Here is a 23,921-nt window from a genome sequence, read left to right on the forward strand (position 1 = left end):
ATATGCGAGGTGCCGTGACGGGACGGCGACGCCACCGGTCCATTCGCCGGGTCGATCGTCGATCGGACCTCCGGGATTCGGTCCCGCGAAGGACGTGTCCGACCCCGCGCCTTCGGCCGACCGGGCGCGGAGCCTACCCCGAGGATCGTTGGGAGCGTCGTGGATGCGTGCGTCGGCGCGAAGGGACGTGATGCGTAGGCCCTGCCGTCGCCGCCGCGCCGCACGGGGCCCACGGTCGGACCCGCGTCGAGCGTGGGGTCGGCACCGGGGCTGCCCCTGTCGGACCTGGCTGATCCGATGCCGCCGGCCGCCCTGGAACCGAGCGACGACGCGCTGCTGCCTCGCCTGCGGCTCGGCGAGGAAGCCGCCTTCCGGATCCTCGTGCGGCGCCATCACGCGCGCCTCGTGGGGGTCGCCCGCGGCGCGCGCCTTCGGCCGGACGCGGCGGAGGAAGCGGTGCAGGAGGCTTGGATCGCGGTGATGCGCAACATCGCGGGTTTCGAGCCGCGCTCGTCCCTGCGCACTTGGCTGACCGGCATCGTCCTGAACATCGCGCGAAAGGCGTCGATCCAGGCCAGGCGAACGGCACCCTTCAACGAACTGGGTCGCCCGGAGCCGGACGGTGCGGAATCCGTTTTCGCCTCCGACGCCTTCCTCGCGGACGGTCATTGGCGCGAGGCTCCCTGGCATTGGAGCGAGATCGACCTCGAGCGCCGGCTTGCCGGTCGCCAAGGCTGGCACGCGGTCGAGGTGGCCATCGCCGACCTATCGCCGGACGAGGCCGCCGTGTTCCGGCTTCGCGACGTCGAGGGCTTCGGCCCGGGCGAGGCGGGGGACCTGCTCGGCCTCGGCGAGGCCCGTCAGCGCGCGCTGCTCGACCGGGCGAGGCAGAAGATACGACGGGTGTTCGAGACGATGACCCGCGACACGGTGCGGGGGTTGGGTACCCTGTCGACGGGGAGGACCGGATGCGGTGTCGGGAAGCGGCGGGGCAGGCGGGCGGATTCGTCGACGCGGAGGTGCCCGGACGGATGCGATGGCGGATCCGCCTCCATCTCGCGATCTGCGGGGACTGCCGTCGTTTCGTGGAACAGATCGCACACACTCGGGACACCCTCGGTCGGCTTTCTCCTCCGCCCCTTGATCCCGCCTGCGAGGACGCAATCGTGGCGGCGGTGCGGGCCGCCTCGCGATGAGGCTCCGTCAGCAGCCGGTGCAGATTGAGGTCGCAATCAGGGCGTGCAGGTCACGGCTCTTCAGGTCGAGCGCGGCGGTGGTCCCGCCGCGTCCGTCGGGGGCCGGGCCCGCCGGCTTGGTGGTACCGTTGGTCGTCATGTGGCGGAACAGCGCCCGTGGCATCGTCCGCGCCGGACCGACGCCCCGGCATGGGATCGATCGGCGCGGAGTGGGCCGGGACCCCGACCAGGCCGGTGAGAGCGACGGCAGCGATAGCGGCCCTGGTCGTGGTCTCGGTCCTCGTGAACGTTCGAGCGGGGGGCATTCAGGCGAAGGCGACGATCATCAGGCTGAGAAAGGCCACGAGGGCGCCGACGATCGGAGGAAGAGCTCGGGCGGGATCGAACATCGGACTTCTCCTCGGCGCGACGATCGCGCCATGATCCTCAGTGCCGGCAGGAGACCGGATCGGTGTGTGGCTGCGCACGCCGGGTGGCGTGGGGACGGAGCGGGACAGCGGGATGCCTGAAGCGGTGCCATTGCCGGGCGAGGCGTGCGAGTGGCTGGAGGCCGACGGGCTCGGCGGCTTCGCATCGGGCACGGCGGCGGGCGTCAGGACGCGGCGCTACCACGCGCTCCTGCTCACGGCGGCCCATCCGCCGACCGGGCGAGCGGTGCTCATCAACGGTATCGAGGCTTGGGTCGAGACGGCCGCCGGACGGTTCGACCTGTCCACCCAACGCTACCTGCCGGACGTCGTCCATCCGCGTGGCTTCGAACGGATCGTCGCATTCACGCACGATCCGTGGCCGTCCTGGACGTTCCGGATGCCGGACGGGACGCAGATCGTCCAGGAGATCCTGGTCGATGCAGATTCCTGCGACACGCTGTTGCGATGGCGGCGGATCTCGGGGAGCGGTCCCTGCACGCTCGTCGTCGTCCCGCTGCTCTCGGGACGGGACTATCACGGCCTGCAATCGGCGAACCCGGCCTTCGACTTCACGCCGCGGATCGGCGGCACAGAGGTCGGAGCCTGCGTCACGTGGCGTCCCTACCGAGATCGACCGGCCATATCCGCCCTGACCACAGGCCTCTATCGCCACGAACCGGATTGGTACCGCGAGTTCCTCTACGCCGCGGAGCGAGACCGCGGGCTCGACTGCGTCGAGGATCTCGCCGCGCCCGGCAGCTTCCGCTTCGACCTTGGGCAATCCGGGCCGGGACTCATGCTGCTGCGCGCGGGCGAAAGCGCGCCGGTCCGGGTCCGCGCCCTGGCGGACCGGATGGTCGCCGCCGCGCTCGCGGCGCGGGCAGGTCCGGACCTCCGCCGGAGCGCCGGGAGCTACCGGGTCGATCGCGGCCGGGGCAGCACCATGGTGGCCGGCTTTCCCTGGTTCACGGATTGGGGCCGCGACACCTTCGTCGCCCTGCGCGGCCTGCTGCTGGCGACCGGCGAACTCGCCGCCGCCGAGGCCATCCTGACCGCCTGGGCCGGTGCGGTGAGCGCCGGCATGATGCCCAACCGCTTCCCCGACTCCGGCGAGCAGCCGGAATACAATTCCGCGGACGCCTCGCTCTGGTACGTGGTCGCCGTGCACGACTTCCTGGAAGCCTCGGGCGCGGCCGGGCGCGGCGCCGGATCCGAGCCGGCGCTCCGGGAAGCCTGCCTGGCGATACTCGACGGCTACGCGTCCGGCACCCGCTTCGGCATCCGGGCCGATGCGGACGGCCTGATCGCTGCCGGCCAGCCCGGGACGCAGCTCACGTGGATGGACGCCAAGGTCGGCGACTGGGTCGTGACGCCCCGGGTCGGCAAGCCGGTCGAGATCCAGGCCCTCTGGGTCAACGCTCTCCACATCGCGGCGGCGCGCTGGGAGCCGCGGTTCGCCGCGATGGAGTCGACGGCGCGGGCGAGCTTCGCGCGGCGGTTTCCCAACCCGGCCGGCGGCCTGTTCGACGTCGTCGACGTCGACCACGTTCCCGGCACGCACGATGCGGCGCTGCGCCCGAACCAGATCTTCGCCGTCGGTGGCCTCCCGTTTCCGCTGCTGACCGGGGACGACGCGAGGTCCGTCGTCGATGCGGTCGCGGCCAGGCTCCTGACCCCGCTCGGACTGCGCAGCCTGTCGCCGGACGATCCCGCCTATGTCGGCCGCTACGGGGGCGATGCGCGGGCGCGGGACGGGGCGTACCACCAGGGCACAGTCTGGCCGTGGCTGCTCGGCCCCTTCGTCGACGCGTGGCTCTCCGTCCGCGGTCGCAGCGAGGCGGCCTTGGCCGAGGGCCGGGCTCGCTTCCTGCCGCCGTTGGAGCAGCACCTCGGCGAGGCCGGCCTCGGCCACGTCAGCGAGGTCGCCGACGGCGACGCACCCCACAGGCCCGGCGGCTGCCCCTTCCAGGCTTGGTCGCTCGGCGAGTACGTCCGCATCCGCCGAATGCTCGGCCTCGAAGCGTTCTGAGGGAGACCGCGATGGCCGAGGACCGGATCCCATCCCCCCTGCTCGAAACCGAGGAAGGGCGCCGACTTCGGGCCTGTGCCGCGGAGGGCTGGCACCGTTGGGGGCCGTATCTCGCCGAGCGGCAATGGGGCACGGTCCGCGAGGATTACAGCCGGGACGGCACCGCCTGGGACTACCTGCCCCACGACCACGCGCGCTCGCGGGCGTACCGCTGGGGCGAGGACGGCATTGCCGGGTTCAGCGACGACAAGCAGCTCTGGTGCCTCGCGCTGGCCCTCTGGAACGGGCGCGATCCCATCCTCAAGGAGCGGATGTTCGGCCTGACCAACGCGGAAGGCAACCACGGCGAGGACGTGAAGGAACTCTACTGGTTCCTCGACGGCACGCCGACGCACGCGTACATGCGGATGCTCTACAGGTACCCGCAGGCAGCGTTTCCCTACGCCGACCTCGTGGCCGAGAACGGGCGGCGCAAGGGCCGCAGCATGCCCGAATACGAGCTCGCCGACACCGGCGCGCTGGCGGAGAACCGCTGCTTCGACGTCACCGTCGAGTATGCCAAGGCGGCCCCCGAGGACGTGCTGATGCGGGTCTCGGTGGTCAATCGCGGCCCGGAAGCGGCCGAGGTCCATGTCCTGCCCCACCTCTGGTCGCGCAACACGTGGTCGTGGCGCGCCGATCCGAAACGGCCGCTCCTACGCCTGGTCGAGGGCCCGTCGGTGGAGGCGACCCGGCCGGCGGGTCCTCGGCGGCTCTTTACGGCCCTGCAGCCGGCCGAGTTCCTGTTCTGCGAGAACGAGACCAACGCCTCGCGGCTCTTCGGTGCGAGCGGATCGTACCACCCCAAGGACGCGATCAACGACGACGTGGTGGCGGGAACCCGGCACCGCGTGAACCCGCTGCACGAGGGCACCAAATGCGCGGCGCTCAGCCAGCACAGGCTCGCGCCCGGTCAGACGATCGTCCTGCGCTACCGGTTGAGCCCGGCTGATGCGCCGGGCCTCGATGAGGCGGGTTTCGAGGCGGTGTTCGCGCGCCGGATCGCGGAGGCGGACGCCTTCTACGCCGCGCTGCAGAGCGACATGGCGGATCCCGACGCGCGCCTCGTCCAGCGCCAGGCGCTCGCCGGCATGCTCTGGTCGAAGCAGTTTTACCATTTCGACGTGCGCCGGTGGCTGATGGGCGACCCGACGCAGCCGGCGCCCCCGCCGGAGCGTCGGAACGGGCGCGACCACGACTGGATGCACCTCAACAACGCCGACATCGTCTCGATGCCCGACACCTGGGAATACCCATGGTATGCGGCCTGGGACCTCGCCTTCCACTGCGTGACCTTCGCGCTGATCGACCCCGAATTCGCCAAGGGTCAGCTCGTGCTGCTGACGCGCGAGTGGTACATGCATCCCAACGGGCAGTTGCCGGCCTACGAGTGGGCCTTCGGCGACGTCAACCCGCCGGTGCACGCCTGGGCGGCCCTGCGCGTCTACCAGATGGACGCCGCCCTCACGGGGCGTCCCGACCGGACCTTCCTGGAGCGGGTGTTCCACAAGCTGATGCTGAACTTCACCTGGTGGGTGAACCGCAAGGACGCGGACGGCCGCAACGTCTTCCAGGGCGGCTTCCTCGGGCTCGACAACATCGGCATCTTCGATCGGTCGGCGCCGCTGCCGACCGGCGGCACCATCGACCAGGCCGACGGGACCGCCTGGATGGCGATGTACACGCTCAACCTCATGCGGATCGCCCTCGAGCTGGCCGCCGAGGATCCGGTCTACGAGGACATCGCGACCAAGTTCTTCGAGCACTTCCTCTACATCGCCGAGGCGATGACCGACATCGGCGGCAGCGGGGTCGGGCTCTGGGACGAGGCGGATCAGTTCTTCTACGATGTCCTGAACCTACCCGATGGCCGGACGTTGCCGCTGCGCGTGCGCTCGCTCGTGGGGCTGATCCCCCTGTGCGCCGTCGAGGTGCTCGACATCGCGCTGCGCGACCGCTTTCCCGGCTTCGCGCGCCGGACCGAGTGGATGCTGCGCAACCGGCCGGACCTCGCCGCCCTGGTCTCGCACTGGAGCCAGGGCGCGGGCGAGGGCCCGCTCCCAGGCCCGGACGGCGACAGGATGTTGCTGTCGCTGCTGCGCCGGCATCGCATGAAGGCACTGCTGGCACGCATGCTCGACGAGACCGAGTTGCTGTCCGACCACGGTGTCCGCTCCCTGTCGAAGGCGCATGCCGCGCACCCCTTCGCCCTCGATTGGGACGGCGCACGCTACGCCGTGGATTACGAGCCGGCCGAGTCGACGACGGCCACGTTCGGCGGCAACTCGAACTGGCGTGGACCGGTCTGGATGCCGATCAACATCCTCCTGATCGAGGCGCTCGACCGCTTCGGGACGTTCTACGGGGACGATATCCGCTTCGAGTGCCCGACCGGATCCGGTCGCTACCTCAGCCTGCCCGAGATTGCCGACGAATTGAGCAGGCGCCTGTGCCGCCCGTTCCTGCTCGGTCCTGACGGCCGCCGGCCGGTGCTCCGCTCCTACGGCACCCTCGCCGACGATCCGCACGTGCGCGACTGCATCCCGTTCCACGAATACTTCGACGGCGATACCGGCGCCGGGCTCGGGGCGATGCATCAGACGGGCTGGACGGGTCTGGTCGCGCTCCTACTCAGACCCGGTCGCCTCGCCGCCCTGCCGGCGACCCGCGCCATCCCGTCCTGACGGCCGAACCGGCGGTTCGGTTCGGGGACGTCGCGTCCTCCCCAGGAAGCCGCCGAGCCCCGCCCGGTTGGCCGAGGCGCGCGGCGGGAAGCGCCCGGAAGCTATCATCCGTCCGGCGCCGCGCCTGTATCCCACAAGGCCGCGAACCCGGTTTCCGAGCGGAAGCGGCTCATGATCGCGCCGAGACGCTCGCACGCCTCGACGAGATTCCGTCGCGGGGCGGTCGCTATGCCGAGCAACAGACCCGGCCGGCCCATGTCGGGCGCGGCGTACCACGGGGATAATGGCATCGGCGCCAGGCCGAACGCTGACGCCTGCTTGGCGAGGGCGGGATCCGGTGCATCCCGCGCCAGCGGTACCAGGGCGGCCAAGCCGGCGGTCGACACCTCGCCGACTTGGGGCCGAAGCGCCGCCAACAGTCCGTCGCGCCGCGCCGAGTAGACGCGCTTGGTCCGCCGCAGGTGGCGCATGTAGTGCCCTTCGCGCATGAATGCGGCGACCGCCGTCTGCAGCGACGGCCCCGGCGCCGGCGCCAGGCAGGCCGCGACCTCGGCGAAACGCGGGACCAGCGCGGCCGGAACGACGACGAAGCCGAGGCGCAGCGCCGGACTGAGCGTCTTGCTGAACGAACCGATGTGGATGACGCGTCCCGCGCGGTCGAGCGAGGCCAGGGCCGGGGCGGCCCGTCCCCCCAGTTGCAATTCGCCGAGGTAATCGTCCTCGATGACCCACGCTCCCGCCGCGTTGGCCCAATCGAGCAGGCCGAGGCGGCGGCCGAGCGATAGCGTGACGCCTAGCGGTGCCTGCTGCCCGGGCGTCACGACCGCCAACGCCGCGTCCGGAGCGAAGCGTCGACCCCGGTCGACATCGATGCCGTCGGCGTCGACGGGCACCGGAACGAGGGTCAGCCCCGCGAGGCGAAGCCCATGCCGGGTGAACGGGAAGCCGGGATCCTCCACCCACGCCCCGCGTCCCTCCAGGCGGAGGGCGCGCAGGGTCAAGCCGAGGCCACCCGCGAAGCCGGCGGTCACCAGGACCTGGTCCGCCGAGCATGCGACGCCCCGCGCCAGGGCGAGGTAAGCGGCGATCTCCCGCCGCAGTTCCGGCTCGCCGCGTGGGTCCGGGTACAGGGCGGGGGCGCTCGCCTCGGCCCGTACGGCCTGGGCGCGGATGCGGGCGAACAGGGTGGCCGGAAAGGTGTCGGGGCCCGGCACGCCCATCTGGAAGACCGCCGGCCCCGCGGTCATCTCCCGGTAGGTTTCCATGAAGGGACCGGCATCGGAGGGTTGCCCCGGCGGCCTTGCCATATGCGGGCGGTCGGCAACGCGCGTACCCGCAGTGCGCGATGCCACGACGAATTGCGCGGCTGCGAGCTTTTCGTAGGCCACACGCACCGTGCCCCGCGCGACGCCAAGCTGTGCCGCGAGGTCGAGCCATGACGGCAGGCGGGCGCCCGGGACGAGGATCCCGCTCTCGATGGCGGCCTCGATACCCGTCCGGATCTGCTCGGCCAGGGATGTCTTGGCGGCGCGGTCGATCTCCAGGTGCAGCGGCTGTTCCATGCCCTGTGGTACACGATCAACGGCGGTTTTTGGTACTTTATCGAAGCCCACGCGCGAGCCACTGTGCGGGCACAGGAGAAGTTTGCGATGAGACCGTCAGTCCTGACCTTAGCCGTTGCCCTGGTCGCGGCGAGTCCGGTGGCCGCTCGCGATCTGGTGGAGAAGGCCACCCCGGCCTTCCATCGCGAGCTGCCGAATGTCCCCGGCAAGTCACTGATCGCCGTGACGGTCGACTATCCACCCGGTGCCGCATCGCCTCCCCACCGCCACGCGAGATCGGCTTTCATCTTCGCTTACGTCGTGTCCGGAGCCATCGTGTCGCAGGTCGATGAGGGCCCCAGGCGGGTCTACCGAGCCGGGGACAGCTTCTACGAGGACCCCGGTTCCCGACACCTCGTCAGCCGCAACGCGAGCTCCACCGAGCCTGCGCGGCTGCTCGCCGTGTTCGTGGTCGACACCGACGACAAGGTTTTGGTCACGCCCGAACAGCAGTGACCGTACGAACCGGAGCCCGAACAATGAGCCAGCGCATCGACTACTCCGCGGTCGCGCCCGACGGCGCCAAGGCGCTCGGGAGCGTGTACGGCTACATCGCGCGGAGCGGGTTGCCGCCGCTGCTGGTCGAACTGGTCTACCTGCGGGTATCGCAGATCAACAACTGCGCCTTCTGCCTCGACATGCACACCCGCAGCCTCGTCGACAAGGGCGTCGGCATCGAGAAGCTGGCGTTGGTGCAGGCATGGGCGGAGGCCGGCGACCTGTTCGATGCGCGGGAACGCGCCGCACTCGCTTGGGCCGAGACGGTGACCCGCGTCGCCGAAACCGGGGTGCCCGATGCCGACTATCGAGCGGCCCGACAAGCTTTCAACGAGCGCGAACTCACCGATCTGACCATCGCGGTGGGCCTGATGAACGCCTACAACCGAGTGGCCATAAGTTTTCGTAGCATGCCGCAGGCCGTGCACAAGCGTTAGGGATCGCGTCGCTCTCACCGACGCCGGCGGCCGCCCCCGCGAAAAGCGAACGCGGCGGATGGCCCCGGCGTCGAACTGCGGCGGCCCATGATCCGTCGTGCCAAGGCGCTGCAGGGATCGACGCGGACGCCCCGGCGCGGGATTCTGGATGTCCGTCAAGGGCCGGCACAGGCAATCGTCGCGGTCGGTCTGTGCCGGAAAGGCCGGAACGTCGTCGCGGAACCGGGCCATCGTCCGCTCCGCCAAGCCACGTCCCCGTGCGATCGCGGCACCCTTCCCGAGCCGTTCCCCAGCACCAACGTTAGAACGCGGGGAGGGGGACCGCGAACTGGACCCAGTAGCGATCACCCTCCGGGCCGTTCCGCACGGCGAACTCGCGTTGATACTTGAAAGCGATCGCTTCCGCTTTCGAAAAGTAGTAGATCATCTGCACGCCGGCGGCGTTCTTCTCCAGGTAGTTTCCATCGTTATAGACGATACCATTGATCGTATCCTTGCTCAGCTGTCGCGTGATGAAGCCGGTGGCTCCGATGAAGAAATTCGGTATCGACTCGAACGGAGCATAGTTCGCGGCAAGGTCGATATTGAAGATGCTGCCGGAGCGGTAGCCGGTCGCACCGTTCTTGCCGTTGACGGTGAATACGGTCTGGGCACTCAGCTCGAGGCGCGGCGTCGGGAAGTAGGTGATGGCGAGTTCTTGGTTGAAACTCACGTAGTTGAGGCCGCCGTTCGCTACGGAATTGGGGTTGTATCCCGCGCTGACGGTCGGCAGGAACACGCCAGGCCCCGCCATCAGATGCAGATTCTCGGTGTTGTATGTGATGTAGAGTGGCGTGACGTAGGCGTAATTGAGCGTGTTCTGCGAATCTCGCTGACTGCCAACCCGTGCGTCGACGTGGTTCCCCACGATCACGAGACCCGACGAGAAGTTCCACGGGCCGGTGTCCGTCTTCCAGGTATGGACGGCACGACTGGCGTTCGCGACCACGTTCAGGTCGAACGATACCGGCAGCCTCTCGCCATTCGCGCCCTTGAGGCTGCCCGCGTGGTAGTACAGAAAATAATCGTAGTATTCGGTCTGGCCGGGTGGTGGCAGGGCGCCGGGAACGATCGTCTGAACACCGAGTGGCCAATATGTATTGCCGTTCTCGGTTCCGGACGCCGTATTCGTAAACGCAAGAATACCCAATGATGCTGCGACGGCCAAATATTGATATCTAAGGATATCGCGTTGAATAAAAGGATCATTCTTCATGACAATTTCTCCCCCTCGCCCGCGATCACGGGTTGCTGCCACCACAACTCGAGAAATCCCGCGATGACCTACTCGGTCCGCCGCTATTCGATTTTTGCAAGTAAGCTATGAAGCCAGCGCAGAGCCGTCTAATCGATAATTCAAATACCACGTATCAATATCAGTAATGTGTTGATAAAACAGGATGATAGACTGCATAAAGAGGAGATATGCCGATTATGGTCTCGAATTGCGAGCATATATCATTGAGAACGGGCGTTGATTATGGAGTGCCTATCGAGCAAAGATTTGCAGAGATATAGCGCTCGATGAGCCATTAGGCATGAGATATCTTCCCGCAATGGGAGCTTGGATCCGTGATCTTCCGGTGTCGGATCTTCCGATCCGTCGATCGTCCTTGCGGTCGACGGCCGCTCTGCCATCGGCATCGAAGCCGTTTCCGATCGTGGGGGCGCCCGGGATCGGCCGCTGCATCGGTCGTCGCGTAGTCGCCGTCCGGGAGCGTTGCTGCGCGGAGGGATCGCCGTTGGCTCGGGGCCACGATGGCCGGGATGCCGAAACCGGTGTCGCTTGAGGGGTGACAGGAAGCCGGCCAACCGGCTCCGGATGGCGATGGGTCGCTGAGGGCCACCGCCGAAGCATGGTTGCACGCGAGCCCGTCGGGAAACGCCGCGACGCGGCGGCGGTCCCGATATCCGAGGGTCGCGGACACGCGCCCCCGGCCGCGAGGGCGCCTTGCGAGGGAGGCCACGCTCCCGACCGTGCCTACCGGGGATCGAAGGTTGGATGCCGTTTCCCCAGATCGGCGCTCGGCCGGCCGACGTCGCGGCCTCCGCCGATCATCAGGCGCCGAGGCGGCCGATCGATCCTCAAACAAGCACTCCGCGGATCTCCTGCTGGATTCGTTGCAGGCCCGGGAGGTAGAGGGCAACCATCTCGGTCGCGGCGACCTGCGGGGCCGGGGCCCCGACGTTCAAGGCCGCCACCACGCGTCCGCGGCGATCGGTCAAGGGCACCGCGATCGAGCAAAGTCCGAGCTCGAGCTCCTGATCGACGAGCGAGTAACCTTGTTCGCGCACCCGCGCGAGCTCGATGTGCAGGCTTTCGACCGACGCCTTGGTCAGGGGCGTGTGCGCCCGCAAGGCGGAACCCTCGAGTACGGCGTGGGCTTCGGGCTCCGGGAGCGCGGCGAGGAGCACCCGCCCCATGGACGCGCACCAAGCCGGCAGGCGCGAGCCCGGCACCAAGTTGATCGACATCACGCGCTTCTGCGCGGCCCGCGCGACGTAGACGATCTCCGCCCCCTCGAGCACGCTGGCGGAGGCGCTCTGCCCAATCTCCTCCGAGAATCTGTCGAGATGCGGCTGTATTAGGCGCGGCAGTGGCGTCGCGACCAAGTACGCATGGCCGAGACGGAGCACCCTGGGTGTCAGCTCGAAGTATTTGCCATCGTACCGTGCATAACCGAGCTCCGCGAGGGTCAACAGGCTTCGGCGCGCGGCGGCGCGGTCCAATCCGGTCGACGCGGCGATGCTCGTGATCGTCTGACGGGGACTGCCGGCGTCGAACGCCTCGATCACCCTCAATCCCTTGGCAAACCCAGCGAGGAAATCGGTCTGCTTCATCGGCGTCTCCAAAAGTGCGGCATATGAACAAAGTTCACATGCCGCACTTTTCTATTGCTGTCGAATCGCTTGGGTCCTATCGGTCCATCGCCGGGAACATAGGGCGGACAAGGGGCGCTTCGGCCATGGACAAGACGGCGAGGACGCTCGACGACGCGGTGTCCGGCATCGGCGATGGCGCGACGGTCATGATCGGCGGCTTCGGAGGCGCCGGCGCACCGATCGAGCTGATCCACGCGCTGATCGATCGGCGTCCCCAGAACCTCACGGTCATCAACAACAATGCGGGAAGCGGTCGCATCGGCATCGCCGCGATGATTGATGCCGGGATCGTCAGGAAGATGATCTGCTCGTTCCCGCGCTCGTCCGATCCGCGGGCCTTCACTGAGCGCTACCTCGCTGGGGATATCGAGTTGGAACTGGTACCGCAGGGAACCTTGGCCGAGCGCATCCGGGCCGGCGGGGCCGGCATCCCCGCCTTCTATACGCCGACCGGCTACGGCACCGAACTCGCCGAGGGCAAGGTCGTCGCCGAGTTCGATGGCCGTCCCTACGTGCAGGAGCGTTGGCTCAAGGCCGATTTCGCCCTCGTGAAAGCCGAGGTGGGCGATCCGCTCGGCAACCTTGCCTTCAGGAAGGCGGCCCGCAACTTCGGCCCGCTGATGTGCATGGCCGCGGCGATGACCGTCGTCCAAGTCTCGAGGATCGTCCCGGCCGGCGGGATCGACCCGGAGGCCGTCGTGACCCCGGGCATCTTCGTCGACCGGATCGTCGAGGTGCCGGACCCCCGCCAAGAGGAAGAGCTCATCCGGGCAGGAGCGATCTACCAATGACGAGCATCGGTCGCGACGCCAAGCTGTCCAACGCCCAGATCGCCTGGCGGGCCGGGCAGGACATCGCCGACGGCGCCTACGTCAACCTCGGCATCGGTTTCCCGGAGATGGTGGCCCGCTACCGGCCTCCGGGCCGCGAGCCCGTCTTCCACACGGAAAACGGCATCCTGAACTTCGGCGAACCCCCCGCCGAGGGCCAGGAGGACTGGGACCTGATCAACGCCGGCAAGAAGGCGGTCACGCTCAAGCCGGGCGCAGCGTTCTTCCATCACGCGGACAGCTTCGCGATGGTGCGTGGCGGTCACCTCGACGTCGCCATCCTCGGCGCCTACCAGGTGTCGCAGCGCGGTGACCTCGCCAACTGGCGCGCCGGCGCCAAGGGGGTCCCCGCCGTCGGCGGTGCCATGGACCTGGTGCATGGCGCCAAGCAGGTCTTCGTCATCACGGAGCACGTCACCAAGACCGGCGAGCCGAAACTCGTCGAGCGATGCGGCTTCCCGCTCACCGGCGTCGCCTGCGTCACCCGCATCTATACGAGCCATGCGGTCGTCGACGTCGTGGAGGGACGCTTCGTGCTGCGCGAGAAGCTGCCGGGCCTGTCCCTCGACGGTCTCCAGTCGATCACCGGCGCGCCGCTGCACCTCGACGGCGCCGTGGCCGACCTTGTCGCACCGGAACTGTGAGGGAAGCCACAATGCCGGAAGCCTTCATCTGCGACTACGTCCGAACCCCGATCGGCCGGTTCGGCGGGTCGCTCGCAGCGGTTCGGGCCGACGATCTCGGCGCCGTTCCGCTCAAGGCCCTCATGGCGAAGCATCCCCGGCTCGACTGGGAGGCGGTGGACGACGTGATCTATGGCTGCGCCAACCAAGCCGGCGAGGACAACCGCAACGTCGCCCGCATGTCCGCCCTGTTGGCGGGTTTGCCGGTGGCGGTGAGCGGCACGACGATCAACCGGCTGTGCGGCTCGGGCATGGATGCGGTCGTCACCGCGGCCCGGGCCATCAGGGCTGGCGAGGCGGACCTCGTCATCGCCGGCGGCGTGGAAAGCATGAGCCGGGCGCCCTTCGTCCTGCCGAAGGCCGATGCCGCCTTCTCCCGCAAGGCGGAGATCCACGACACCACCATCGGCTGGCGCTTCGTCAACCCGCTGATGCAGGCTCGATACGGCGTCGATTCGATGCCGGAAACCGGCGAGAACGTCGCGGAGGCCTACGGGATCGGCCGGGAGGACCAGGACGCCTTCGCGGTCCGCTCGCAGGCCAACGCCGCGGGCGCCCAGGCCAGCGGCCGGCTGGCGAGGGAGATCACGCCCGTCACCGTCCCGCGGCGCAAGGGCGATCCGGTTCTCGTCGAAACGGACGAGCATCCGCGAGCCACGACCGTGGAGGCGCTGGCCAAATTGCCGACCCCGTTCCGGAAGGGCGGCACGGTCACCGCGGGAAATGCCTCGGGCGTGAACGACGGAGCCGCCGCCCTGATCGTCGCCTCCGAGGCCGGAGCCAAGCAACACAACCTTACCCCGATCGCGCGCATCCTCGGCGGTGCGACAGCGGGCGTCCCGCCCCGCATCATGGGGATGGGACCCGTACCAGCCTCGCGCCGGCTGATGGCAAGGCTCGACCTCGGGCAGGAACGATTCGACGTCGTCGAACTCAACGAGGCCTTCGCCTCGCAAGGGCTCGCCGTCCTGCGCGAACTCGGCATCGACGGGGACGACGCGCGCGTCAACCGCAACGGCGGCGCCATCGCGCTCGGCCATCCGCTCGGGATGTCGGGCGCGCGGATCACGGGCACCGCCGCGCTCGAGCTGCTGGAGACCGGCGGTCGCTACTCCCTGTCGACCATGTGCATCGGTGTGGGGCAGGGCATCGCGATCGCGCTCGAACGCGTCTGAGGGGCTCCCCAGGGCGGTGGGGAGGGCCATCCGCGCCGCATTTCGATGGACGGCATCGGCGACGGCCGCCAAGCCTTCGGGTCCCCGCCGGCCATCATCTGCGCCATCGAGGGCGCGTCGATCGACGTGCCCGACGACCCCGTCGAACCGGACGATCACCGTGCATTATTCCCGTGTTACCGAGACTGTGGCAGCCTTCGCCCGCGGCGAGATCGTGGTCGTCACCGACGACGACGATCGCGAGAACGAGGGTGACCTCGTCGTCGCGGCCTCGCTCTGCACGCCAGAGAAGATGGCCTTCATCATCCGCAACACCTGCGGCATCGTCTGCGCGCCGATCACTCAGAACGAGGCGCGCCGCCTGCGGCTCGACCCGATGGTGGCCTCAAACGACGCGCCGCTCGGCACGGCCTTCACCGTGACGGTCGACGTCAAACACGGCCTGACGACCGGCATCTCGGCCGAGCAGCGCTGCAACACGGTGCGGGCGCTCGCCAACGGCAACATGGGCGCGGGCGACTTCGTGCGGCCAGGCCACGTCTTCCCGCTGATCGCCCGGGATGGCGGCGTGCTCATGCGCTCGGGGCACACCGAGGCCGCGGTCGATCTCTGCCGGTTGGCCGAGCTGCCGCCCGTCGGCGTGATCTGCGAACTCGCCAACGACGACGGCGCCGTGATGAAGGGGCCGCAGATCGAGGCCTTCGCCGAGAAGCACGGACTCAAGCAGGTGTCGGTGGCTGACCTCATCGCCTATCGACAGGCGCGAGACCGGCTGGTCGAGCGCATCGGCAGCTTCCCGATCAAGACCGAGTTCGGGCCGCTGACCGGTTACGCCTTTGTCACGCCCTTCGACGCGGTCCAGCAATTCGCCTTCGTCCACGGCGAGATCGGCGACGGGCGCGACGTGCTCGTGCGTCTGCATCGCTCGAATGTCGTCGCCGACGCGATCGAGGGCGGCAGACAGATCAGGTCCGTGATGCGCCGCTTCGCCGAGGAAGGCAGAGGAGTGCTGGTCTATCTGCGCGATGGCACCGCCGGCGTGCCGCTATCGCGCTTCGCGGCCGGCTCGGAGGGGGGCGCCGAGGCGCAGCGCGTCCGCCAGTGGCGCGAGGTCGGTCTCGGCGCCCAGATCCTGCGCGACCTGGGCGTCAGCTCGATCCGCAATATCAGCGGCTCGCCGCGATCCTATGTCGGCTTGACCGGTTTCGGCATCGAGATCGTCGGCGGCGAGCCGCTCGACGCCTGATGCCCCGCCGCATCCGTTCGCGGATGCATCACCAACCCGCGGATGATTTGCACCGGCGCCGCTGACATCTCGCAGCCGTCGGCGGACGGTGCTCGGAAAGTCGAGCGATCATGCGGCCCTCCGCTCGGCGTCGGCTATCGCGAAGGCGAGCGCGTCGGCAGCGGCGAGCGGTCGGCTTAACAGGAAGCCTTGCACCTCCGTGCAGCCTTCCTGCTTCACCTGATCCAATTGCTCCCAGGTTTCCACGCCCTCGGCCACCACACGTTTGCCGAGCCGCTCGCCGAGGTCCGCTACCGCCCGAACGATCGCCGCCGTCTCCGGTTCGGCGATGTCGCGGACGAAGGCGCGATCAAGCTTGATCTTGTCGAACGGGAACCGGCGCAGGTAGCTCAACGACGAGAATCCGGTGCCGAAGTCGTCGAGTGCCACCTCGGCGCCCAGCCCGCGCAGCCGATGCAAGCGTGTCAGCGCATCGTCCGCATCGCGCATCAACACACTTTCCGTGACCTCCAGCGTCAGGCGCCGAGCGTCCAGGCCCGATCCCGCGAGCGCGGTCATCACCGCCTCTTCCAATCCGTCGCGGATCTGAACCGTCGATACATTCACCGCGACCCGGATCGGTGCAGGCCAGCGCTGCGCCTCGCGGCATGCTCGGTCCAGCGCCCAGGCGCCGAGCGGCACGATCAGCCCGGTCTCTTCGGCTACCGGGATGAAATCCGCGGGTGAGATCGCGCCACGCTCGGGGTGGTCCCAGCGCATCAGCGCCTCGAAGCTGACCACCGCTTTCGTGGTCACGTCGATCACCGGCTGGTAGACGAGGGAGAAGTCGCCACGCCGGATCGCTTCCTTCATATCGAGCGCCAGCGAGCCCCGCACCGCAGCCCGCCGGTGTACGTTGGGTCGGAACAGGCGGCAGATTCCGCGCCCGGCTGCCTTGGCCTCGTAGAGCGCGGCGTCGGCGTGCTTGAACACCTCGTCCGCATCGCCGCCGCCCTGGGGCACCATCGCGTAGCCGATGCTGATGCCCACCTCGACGCGTGCTTGGTCGATCTCGACAGGGGCACTGACCGCCGCGATGATCCGCTCCGCCACGCGTCGCGCGCTGGATTCGCCGTCCAGGCCTCCGAGCACCAGCGCGAACTCGTCACCGCCGAGGCGGGCTGCGATGTCGCCCTCGTTCAGGACCGCACGCATGCGCGCGGCCACCACGCAGAGCAGGCGGTCACCGACCATGTGGCCGAGCGTGTCGTTCACCGCCTTGAATCCGTCGAGGTCGCAGACCAGGACGGCGAAACGACCAGGGGCCGTCGCGGTTGCCCGGATGGCGCAATCGAGGCGTTCGCGGAACAGCAAGCGGTTGGACAGCCCGGTGAGCGCGTCGTGGTAGGCCATGTGCTCGACGCGCGCTTCGGCCTCCTTGCGCCGCGAGATGTCGATCTGCGTGCCGACCATCCGTGTCGCGTGCCCCGTCGCGGCGCGCTCGACGACACGGCCGCGGGTCAGGACCCAAAAGTAATCGCCATCTCTGCGACAGAGCCGGTGCTCGCAGGTGAACGCGAGCGTCAGGCCCTTGAGGTGCTCGCGCAACGCGCGAGCCATCCGTTCGCGATCCTCGGGATGCACGAACTGTGCGTAGGCGGACATCGCGATGCGTTGGCAGCCCCCGTCTCCCAGCCGGTGCATCCACTGGTCCGAGACCCAGATCTCACCGGCCGCGAGATCCCAATCCCAGATCCCGTCCTCGCCGCTGTCGAGGGCGAGCGCGAGCCGCTCCTCGCTCATCCGCAAGCGCGCCTCGGCCTCACGGCGCCGCGTCGTGTCGATGTAGGTGCGCAGATAGCCGCCCCCTTGCAACCGCACGACGCGCACCTCCAGGCTCGTCCCATCCGGTCGCTGACGCTCGAACACGTCCGGCAAGCTCGCGAGGTCGGCGGCCACGAGCGCGCCTTCCAGGGTGTTCGGGCTGGTCCGGTACTCGCCGCGCGCGACCTGGAAGGCGTTGATCGCGCTGTAGGGGCTGCCCTCGTGCAGGACGGTCTCGGGCAGGTCGAGGAGCTCGCGCGCGCGCCGGTTGTGCAAGCGCACGCGGAGGTCCGGCCCGTATAGGATCAGCCCCTCATCCATGGTCTCCAAGGTCGCGCGCAGCAGCGCGGCCGTCTCTGCCTGTTCCTTACGCGCCACCACGATGTCATCGATGTCGAGGGCCGTGCCGATCCACTCCACGACTTCCCCGTCGCGACGCACCGGGATCATCACGAGCCTGTGCCAGCGATAGCAGCCGTCGTGACGACGTAGGCGCCCTTCCACGCTGTAGGTGAGACTCTTTTCGATCGTAGCGGTTCGCGTCTCGGCCATGCCCCCGGCGTCGTCGGGATGGTGAGCCGCCAATCGGTCGGCGAGCGTGGGACCCATGGGGCCGTAATACGCCTCGAACTGCGCGTTCCGGTACACGGTCGCGCCAGCCTCACCGTCCATGGACCAGACCATTTGCGGCAGGGTGTCTGTCAGCGCACGCAAACGCGCCTCGCTCGCCCTGGTCTGCGCGTCAGCGGTCTGACGCTGCTCGATCTCACGTGCGAGCAGGAGCAGAGCGACCACGAGCACGATGGTGAGGCTGCCCGCGACAGCGCCTTGCGTAAGGGCCGACCGACGCCAGTCGGCGAGAGCGTCGGCGCGGGAGAGCGCGGCGCCAACGTAGAGCGGGAAGCCGTCGAGGAAGCTGTAGGCGATCACCCGCACGACACCGTCCGTCAATCCGGGGGACCAGAACGGCTTGTCATCCCTGGACAGTACGTGCTCCCTGTAATTCGTCCTGTCCGCGTAGTTCTTGCCGACCAACTCCGGCATCCTGGGGGAGCGCACCAGCAGCGTTCCGTCCGCGTGCCACAGGTTGAGGGTCGCCCCCGGACCGTTGTCGATGTCGGCGTAGACGGTTTGGAAGGTCTCAAGGTCAAGCATCGCCTGGACGATGCCCGCGAACGAGCCGTTCGGATTGTCGATGCGGCGGGCGACCGGGAGCAGGAGCTTGCCGGTCAATCGCCCGATCACCGGGCGTCCGATTACAAGGTCTTCGTCCGGCCGATCACGCAAGGCTTGGAAATAGTCACGGTCGTGCACGTCGAGGGACCGGCTCGGGAAGGTGTCTGCCTCGACGATCGCCCGCCCGTCACGATCGATGATGATGATGTTGTTGAGGTGCGAGTGGACGAACTGCTCGTGGAGGGCGGCGTGCAGCGCCTGCGACGGTAGGGTATCGGCGCGCGGACCGACGAGGGACACCACGGCACGCAGGTATGTGTCGATCGTCTCGAAGCTGCGCGTGGCGTGCTGACCGAGGGCGCGAGCGGTGTTCGCAGCTCGCTTCTCAGCGTAGGCGAGATCCTGGCTGTATTGCCGGTCCAGGGTCCAGGTGACGAGCGAAGGGATGCCCAGGCCGACTGCGAGAGCGGCGACGCGCAACCACCCGCTCAAGCCCAGGGTCGCGACTGATCTCCTGATCCGCGACGGCATCGTCTCCGCTCCCGCCACCACTCAAAGCTGCGCGGTGGCTGGCGATAGGAGAGCATGAAAACGTAAAAGAGGCTTTCAACATCCCGGAGCCGTCAAGCCGATTGACGCGCCGCGTCGCTGACCTTCGGAACCTTGCTCGCCTCCAGCAGCGCCCGTGGCTCCGCCGACAGGTGCTTGTCTCGTCCGTGCGGAACAGGGCCGAGGCTCCTCGGGCTCCAAACGACCCGGACACCACGCGGGTCGGGGTCGGCCGCGCAGAGGACGACCTCGGAGTGGACGGCATCGCCCTTACCTGCCGTTATAGCCTTGACCGTTCATGTAGCGACCGCCAAGTCATGATCGTAGCCGGGCGAGGCAAATGCGGCCCGCGTCTGCCGTGAAGCGGGCGAGGTGAGATCAAGTCGCCGCGGGTCTTTGATCGTACCGAACAGGATGAGGTTTTATGGTATGGCGTCAGTTCAATTAATTTGAACGACGTATGGCGGATTTAAGGATCTGTATCGATATGAAAATCTAACTAACAGGTGAATTGCTTTATTTCGCATGGCTTCGCATATCGGCGAGATCCCGTGGGACGAGCGGTAGATAAGCGTGTCGACATCTGTGATGAAATCGAAATGCCTCTCGACCCCTGCCGACCTGGCGAGGCTGATGCCGAGCATTCCCGTTCAGTCCAGCTATGAGCGCGGATGGGAGGGCATCGTGCTGCAACGCTTCTACAACCCGCCCTGCCGCATCGATCTGCCGCGGTCCCGCGATCCAATCGTGGTATTGTATCTCGAGGGGCCCATCAGGCTTGAGTTGGATCAGCGAGGCAGCATTGAGCGTCGCTGGGTGGAACGTGGGCAGATGAGCCTTATTCCCGCCGGGCGTCCTATTCGCTGCACGATCAAGGGTAAGCACGATATTGTCGTCGTTCACGTGGCGACAGACCTGATGGCCGATGTGGCGTTCACCGTATATGGCGTTGCAGTTCATAATATAGCATTGATCCCACGCCTCGCAATCGCGGATGTTTGCGTCGACGGACTTTGTAGAGCGTTGTTGACGGAGGCTGAGAGGGGCGGTCCCGGCACAGGCTACGTTGCGGACAAGCTTGCACGTTCCCTGGTCACACACCTTTTCCGTTGTCATTCCGATGCCTCAAGACGCTCACCGCGCCCTCCGCCATCATCACCCAGCGTCCGACTTCGGCGGGTGATCGACTTCATGGCGATCCACGTCGATGAAGCCATGCCCCTATCGAAGCTTGCCGCGATCAGTGGCTTGAGCCCATCGCAATTCCGTAGATCTTTCAAGGAAGCGACCGGAAAATCGCCACATCAGTTCCTATCAGATTTGCGAATCGAAAAGGCTTGCGAACTCCTAGGGAAAACGGACATTCCAGTGAACGAAATATCCCTGAAATGTGGATTTGAGTGGCCTAATTATTTTTCGTCCACATTTCGGGAATCGACAGGGATGACTCCGAGAGATTGGCGCAACGAGCGCAAGATCGGGGGGCAAGCCAGAGATACATCGTCAGATGAATGCTTTGAATTGAATTTTAGCGATATCTATTGCGCTTGACGACTGCTGCTTTGATCCGCCGGTCGAACTGGATCGAGCCGTTCGGCATGAGCCTCCTCGCGGCGTGTATCGAGCATCTTCATCGCGGTGAACGCATCGCGCGCCCATGGATCGACAGGCGATCCTCTCCATATCGCCACCTCATATCGGACGTGATGCCCGGAATCCGTGACCCGGGATCGGTTCGAATGAACCGATGATGAACTCCGCGCGTAGTTGATGCACGTTAGTTTGATCGCACCGGCAGATTTTCGAGGACTGCGAGATCCCTGCGGTCCGGCATTCGGTGCACCTCGAGTCGGCCTGAGTCGAGTCCGAGGGATTTTCCGTGGGGAGACCCGATTGCAGCCTGTCGTGTTGTCCTCGATCGGTCCCGACGAGTTCGTTGGGTACATGCCTACGAGGCCGTTGGTATCAAGCCAGGGGTTGGGTTGGGATGGCCTGTCCCTGCAGCGATACAAGCAGCCACCCTGCACGCTCGAGATCCCGCCCTTACGTGATCACGTGATCGTAACCCTGCTGAGTGGACCTGTGCTGGTCGAGGAACGGCGCGACGGGGGGCGGCGTGTCCGGAGTTGGGGAGAGCGCGGTCATATCAGCGTCATCCCATCCGGGCAGTCCATTTCGAGGACGCTCATGGGGCGACCTGACGTACTCATCAGCCATATCGAGCCCTGCGTGATCACCGAGGTGGCTCAGAGCGTGTACGGCGTCGATGCGGCGGATGTATCGCTCGATCGATGTCTTCCCGTGCCCGGTAGGGAACTCGAACAGATCGGCCGATTGATCCTTGCCGAGGCCGAGGTCGGCGATCGTGGCACCACGTTCATCGCCGATTCACTGACGCGAGCTCTGGCCGTAAGCTTGCTTCGACATCATTCCAATCTGGCGCCACGGCCACTCCAGCCGACGTTTCCGCTCCAAGGCGGCCGTATGCAGGCCGTGCTCGAGCATATGCAAGCCCATATGGACGAGGCGCTTCCCATCGTGGCACTCGCGCGCTTCTGCGGCCTAAGCCCGACGCAATTCGCCCGGTCCTTCCGCAGGACCACAGGCAAGGCACCGCACAGTTACCTGATCGGCCTGAGATTGCAGCGGGCGTGCGAGCTCCTCAAGGAGACTGATCTTCCAATGATCGAGATTGGAGTTCGGTGCGGCTTCGAGAGGCCAAATCATTTCGCGGCGATATTCAGGAAGTTTACGGGGCAAAGTCCTCGTGAGTGGCGCAAAACGCGCCGCCTTTAGCAAGCTGGAATCCTGGTCGGCCCATATCGATGTATGTTTGGTGTTCTTCATCTGCCGTAGCTCGAATGGTCGCCGTGGGACTTCAGACTGGGCCGCGATCGTGCCGACGCCGCGCAGAGCCCGGTTAGGCGGCCAGCCTGCTGAGGTACTTCTCGGCTTCGCCCCATTTGTCCGCTCCCGCAGCGAAACCGACGTAGCCATCCGGTCGCACGATCAATAGATCGTGCTGCGTCGGCGACCTACGCGGAGCCGGTTCGAGCAGCCCAGGGAACCGCGTCGTGAGCGCGCCGCCTTTCTGCTTGTCATCGGAGTATAGGACGAAACGTGGCACGCTTCCGCTGCCGGGCGGCGGACCGTCATATTGCTCTGGGGGCAGGCGATTGCCGGCGTGCCGGCCAGTCGACAAGGGACTCTGGGCGTAAGCGATCTCCACCTCACTGAAGGAGGCCGCCTCTCGATCCCGCACGGATTGGAAGCCAAACATAAGCTTCATGACGAGATTGCGCGCCATCTGGGCAGCAGGGTTCGTCAGCGTCCCCAGCTCCGTAATCCAGGAAGCGTTTCGCAGCACCTTCTCGCCGACCGAGCTCCGTTCCGGCGTATAGCTGTCCAGCAGCTGAGCTGACACCTCACCTCGAACGACCAGGGCCAGCTTCCAGGCGAGATTAATGGCGTCCTGCATGCCGGTATTCATGCCTTGCCCGCCCGCAGGACTGTGGATGTGAGCGGCATCTCCGGCGAGGAATACCCGCCCTTTCCTGTACTCCGACACTTTGCGCTCGTTTATGTGGAAATTGGCCAGCCACACGGGGTCGGTCACATGCCAACCGCGTCCGATGCGCTTATCGGAAAGCCGCTGCACGTCCTCCAGGATCGGCTCAGGCTTAGCCCCGCCCGATTCGGTCTTGTTGAAGCCCGCGATGATCCGAGTCCGGTCGTTCGGCATGGGGAATACAACGAACGGGCCATCGGGATGCAGGAAGGCCGCGATCTCGTCGCGCGGCGGTTGATTTTCGCCTTCCAAACGGATGTCGGCCAGCATCCAGTCGTCACCATCTGTGGTGCCCTTGAATTCTAGACCTAGCGCCGTCCGTAGCGTACTTCGAGCTCCGTCGCAGCCGATCAGCCAGGACGTTTGCAAATTTTCTTCGCGTCCATCGGCATGCTTGAGATGGACCTCGACACGGTCCTCGATCTGACTAAACGAAGTAAGCTCAACCTCACGCTCTACGGCGACGCCAAACGACTGGAGATGGTCGATGAGGAGGCGCTCGGTGTCGGTCTGAGGTATCATGAGGCCGAAGTTGTAAGGGCTCGCGATCGTATCGAACCGGGTGTGACCAAGCACGACGCTTCCGTTGTGGAACGAGCCGCCGTGCGCGTGCACGCCAGCATCGAGAAACGCGGGCGTGCAGCCCATGCGATCCATCAGCTCGAGCGTGCGGCTCCATATGGCGAGGGCTTTCGACTTCGTGGATTGATGCGCGCTGCGATCGATTATCCGCGGTCTGATCCCGTACCTGGCGAGCTCGGACGCCAAGGTGAGCCCTACGGGGCCCGCGCCCACAATCAGAACTTGCTGCATTCGAATCACTCCGAAGGTCAAGGCGACTCACCCGCGCTTCCGGCTGCCTGGCAGGATAGAAGTTGGAGCAGCGCGGCCGATCGGTCTTACGAAAAATGACCACGATTTACGGTATCCGCTCCCTCAGATGCGCCCCGCCACCTTTGGGGCGCCAAAGCGATGCCCGAGAGCCCCGACGGGATCCGTCCGGCGTTCCACGGCCTCGTCTCTCGCGCGAGTTCGCGCTGAAGGGGCCACGCGCCGAGGCACAACGAAGGGCGAT

Annotated in this window: 17 protein-coding genes and 1 pseudogene; 12 read left to right on the forward strand and 6 right to left on the reverse strand. The window is 66.9% G+C overall.

What is annotated here, in order from left to right; genetic code table 11:
• Positions 1-297: 297 nt before the first annotated feature.
• Positions 298-843, forward strand: a pseudogene (locus BKE41_RS26230) (sigma-70 family RNA polymerase sigma factor); the annotation flags it as partial.
• Between the two features lie 125 nt (positions 844-968).
• Complete coding sequence (locus BKE41_RS30580; protein ID WP_083374502.1) at positions 969-1,196, forward strand: zf-HC2 domain-containing protein; 228 nt, start codon at positions 969-971, stop codon at positions 1,194-1,196.
• A gap of 7 nt (positions 1,197-1,203) precedes the next feature.
• Here the strand turns inward: BKE41_RS30580 and BKE41_RS32505 are convergent, their stop codons facing one another.
• Positions 1,204-1,335 (reverse strand): hypothetical protein, encoded by a 132-nt coding sequence (locus tag BKE41_RS32505; protein WP_280944443.1) that lies wholly within the window; start codon positions 1,333-1,335, stop codon positions 1,204-1,206.
• 362 nt (positions 1,336-1,697) lie between these two features.
• Here BKE41_RS32505 and BKE41_RS26235 point away from each other — a divergent pair, with 362 nt between their 5' ends.
• Positions 1,698-3,635 carry an amylo-alpha-1,6-glucosidase gene (locus BKE41_RS26235; RefSeq protein WP_071000313.1) on the forward strand — a complete coding sequence of 646 codons (1,938 nt, stop codon included), beginning with the start codon at positions 1,698-1,700 and terminating at the stop codon, positions 3,633-3,635.
• 11 nt (positions 3,636-3,646) lie between these two features.
• Positions 3,647-6,358 (forward strand): glucosidase, encoded by a 2,712-nt coding sequence (locus BKE41_RS26240; RefSeq protein WP_071000314.1) that lies wholly within the window; start codon positions 3,647-3,649, stop codon positions 6,356-6,358.
• A gap of 104 nt (positions 6,359-6,462) precedes the next feature.
• Here the strand turns inward: BKE41_RS26240 and BKE41_RS26245 are convergent, their stop codons facing one another.
• A complete protein-coding gene (locus BKE41_RS26245; RefSeq protein ID WP_071000315.1) occupies positions 6,463-7,920 on the reverse strand; it encodes a PLP-dependent aminotransferase family protein in 1,458 nt (485 codons plus the stop codon).
• An 87-nt stretch (positions 7,921-8,007) separates the two neighbouring features.
• On the opposite strand from BKE41_RS26245, the gene BKE41_RS26250 reads away from it, so the two are divergent.
• Together BKE41_RS26250 and BKE41_RS26255 are read left to right on the forward strand one after the other, a co-directional pair.
• Positions 8,008-8,415 carry a cupin domain-containing protein gene (locus tag BKE41_RS26250; RefSeq protein WP_071000767.1) on the forward strand — a complete coding sequence of 136 codons (408 nt, stop codon included), beginning with the start codon at positions 8,008-8,010 and terminating at the stop codon, positions 8,413-8,415.
• Positions 8,416-8,438: 23 nt separating this feature from the next.
• Positions 8,439-8,894, forward strand: a complete 456-nt coding sequence (locus BKE41_RS26255; protein WP_071000316.1) for a carboxymuconolactone decarboxylase family protein — start codon at positions 8,439-8,441, stop codon at positions 8,892-8,894.
• 301 nt (positions 8,895-9,195) lie between these two features.
• Here the strand turns inward: BKE41_RS26255 and BKE41_RS26260 are convergent, their stop codons facing one another.
• Positions 9,196-10,149, reverse strand: a complete 954-nt coding sequence (locus tag BKE41_RS26260; protein WP_083374431.1) for a transporter — start codon at positions 10,147-10,149, stop codon at positions 9,196-9,198.
• 869 nt (positions 10,150-11,018) lie between these two features.
• A complete protein-coding gene (locus BKE41_RS26265; RefSeq protein ID WP_071000317.1) occupies positions 11,019-11,774 on the reverse strand; it encodes an IclR family transcriptional regulator C-terminal domain-containing protein in 756 nt (251 codons plus the stop codon).
• 125 nt (positions 11,775-11,899) lie between these two features.
• Between BKE41_RS26265 and BKE41_RS26270 the strand changes: the two genes are divergently transcribed.
• From BKE41_RS26270 to ribB, 4 genes are all read left to right on the forward strand, one after another.
• The gene (locus tag BKE41_RS26270; protein ID WP_071000318.1) at positions 11,900-12,607 is read left to right on the forward strand and encodes a 3-oxoacid CoA-transferase subunit A; all 708 of its coding nucleotides are present in this window, start codon (positions 11,900-11,902) and stop codon (positions 12,605-12,607) included.
• The gene (locus BKE41_RS26275; RefSeq protein WP_071000319.1) at positions 12,604-13,290 is read left to right on the forward strand and encodes a 3-oxoacid CoA-transferase subunit B; all 687 of its coding nucleotides are present in this window, start codon (positions 12,604-12,606) and stop codon (positions 13,288-13,290) included. The genes BKE41_RS26270 and BKE41_RS26275 overlap by 4 nt, the downstream gene beginning before the upstream one ends.
• Before the next feature lie 11 nt (positions 13,291-13,301).
• Positions 13,302-14,504, forward strand: coding sequence for a 3-oxoadipyl-CoA thiolase (pcaF, locus tag BKE41_RS26280; RefSeq protein ID WP_071000320.1), 1,203 nt, complete (start codon positions 13,302-13,304; stop codon positions 14,502-14,504).
• Between the two features lie 160 nt (positions 14,505-14,664).
• Positions 14,665-15,750: a 3,4-dihydroxy-2-butanone-4-phosphate synthase gene (gene ribB, locus BKE41_RS26285; protein ID WP_071000321.1), complete on the forward strand. Its 1,086-nt coding sequence runs from the start codon at positions 14,665-14,667 to the stop codon at positions 15,748-15,750.
• A gap of 108 nt (positions 15,751-15,858) precedes the next feature.
• On the opposite strand, the gene BKE41_RS26290 is transcribed toward ribB, so the two are convergent.
• Entirely contained in the window at positions 15,859-19,260 is a 3,402-nt protein-coding gene (locus BKE41_RS26290; RefSeq protein WP_071000322.1) for an EAL domain-containing protein, read from the reverse strand.
• A gap of 606 nt (positions 19,261-19,866) precedes the next feature.
• Here BKE41_RS26290 and BKE41_RS30585 point away from each other — a divergent pair.
• Together BKE41_RS30585 and BKE41_RS31355 are read left to right on the forward strand one after the other, a co-directional pair.
• Positions 19,867-20,829, forward strand: a complete 963-nt coding sequence (locus tag BKE41_RS30585; RefSeq protein ID WP_083374432.1) for an AraC family transcriptional regulator — start codon at positions 19,867-19,869, stop codon at positions 20,827-20,829.
• Positions 20,830-21,507: 678 nt separating this feature from the next.
• Positions 21,508-22,074 (forward strand): AraC family transcriptional regulator, encoded by a 567-nt coding sequence (locus BKE41_RS31355; protein ID WP_159392788.1) that lies wholly within the window; start codon positions 21,508-21,510, stop codon positions 22,072-22,074.
• Positions 22,075-22,198: 124 nt separating this feature from the next.
• Here BKE41_RS31355 and BKE41_RS26300 read toward each other — a convergent pair whose 3' ends face one another.
• The gene (locus BKE41_RS26300; protein WP_071000324.1) at positions 22,199-23,659 is read right to left on the reverse strand and encodes an FAD-dependent monooxygenase; all 1,461 of its coding nucleotides are present in this window, start codon (positions 23,657-23,659) and stop codon (positions 22,199-22,201) included.
• Positions 23,660-23,921 lie beyond the last annotated feature (262 nt).

Origin of the sequence: Methylobacterium sp. C1 (genome assembly GCF_001854385.1) — a bacterium.
In the GTDB taxonomy this organism is placed as follows: Bacteria; Pseudomonadota; Alphaproteobacteria; order Rhizobiales; family Beijerinckiaceae; genus Methylobacterium; species Methylobacterium radiotolerans.

What these genes read in the sequence shown, in the direction of transcription:
- BKE41_RS26300 (WP_071000324.1), bottom strand. Translation starts at nt 23,659, where the DNA reads ATGCAGCAAGTTCTGATTGTGGGCGCGGGCCCCGTAGGGCTCACCTTG.
- BKE41_RS26290 (WP_071000322.1), bottom strand. Translation starts at nt 19,260, where the DNA reads ATGCCGTCGCGGATCAGGAGATCAGTCGCGACCCTGGGCTTGAGCGGG.
- BKE41_RS26245 (WP_071000315.1), bottom strand. Translation starts at nt 7,920, where the DNA reads ATGGAACAGCCGCTGCACCTGGAGATCGACCGCGCCGCCAAGACATCC.
- BKE41_RS26255 (WP_071000316.1), top strand. Translation starts at nt 8,439, where the DNA reads ATGAGCCAGCGCATCGACTACTCCGCGGTCGCGCCCGACGGCGCCAAG.
- BKE41_RS26275 (WP_071000319.1), top strand. Translation starts at nt 12,604, where the DNA reads ATGACGAGCATCGGTCGCGACGCCAAGCTGTCCAACGCCCAGATCGCC.
- BKE41_RS26265 (WP_071000317.1), bottom strand. Translation starts at nt 11,774, where the DNA reads ATGAAGCAGACCGATTTCCTCGCTGGGTTTGCCAAGGGATTGAGGGTG.
- BKE41_RS26270 (WP_071000318.1), top strand. Translation starts at nt 11,900, where the DNA reads ATGGACAAGACGGCGAGGACGCTCGACGACGCGGTGTCCGGCATCGGC.
- BKE41_RS30585 (WP_083374432.1), top strand. Translation starts at nt 19,867, where the DNA reads ATGAAATCGAAATGCCTCTCGACCCCTGCCGACCTGGCGAGGCTGATG.
- BKE41_RS30580 (WP_083374502.1), top strand. Translation starts at nt 969, where the DNA reads ATGCGGTGTCGGGAAGCGGCGGGGCAGGCGGGCGGATTCGTCGACGCG.
- BKE41_RS26240 (WP_071000314.1), top strand. Translation starts at nt 3,647, where the DNA reads ATGGCCGAGGACCGGATCCCATCCCCCCTGCTCGAAACCGAGGAAGGG.
- pcaF (WP_071000320.1), top strand. Translation starts at nt 13,302, where the DNA reads ATGCCGGAAGCCTTCATCTGCGACTACGTCCGAACCCCGATCGGCCGG.
- BKE41_RS26235 (WP_071000313.1), top strand. Translation starts at nt 1,698, where the DNA reads ATGCCTGAAGCGGTGCCATTGCCGGGCGAGGCGTGCGAGTGGCTGGAG.
- BKE41_RS32505 (WP_280944443.1), bottom strand. Translation starts at nt 1,335, where the DNA reads ATGACGACCAACGGTACCACCAAGCCGGCGGGCCCGGCCCCCGACGGA.
- BKE41_RS26260 (WP_083374431.1), bottom strand. Translation starts at nt 10,149, where the DNA reads ATGAAGAATGATCCTTTTATTCAACGCGATATCCTTAGATATCAATAT.
- BKE41_RS26250 (WP_071000767.1), top strand. Translation starts at nt 8,008, where the DNA reads ATGAGACCGTCAGTCCTGACCTTAGCCGTTGCCCTGGTCGCGGCGAGT.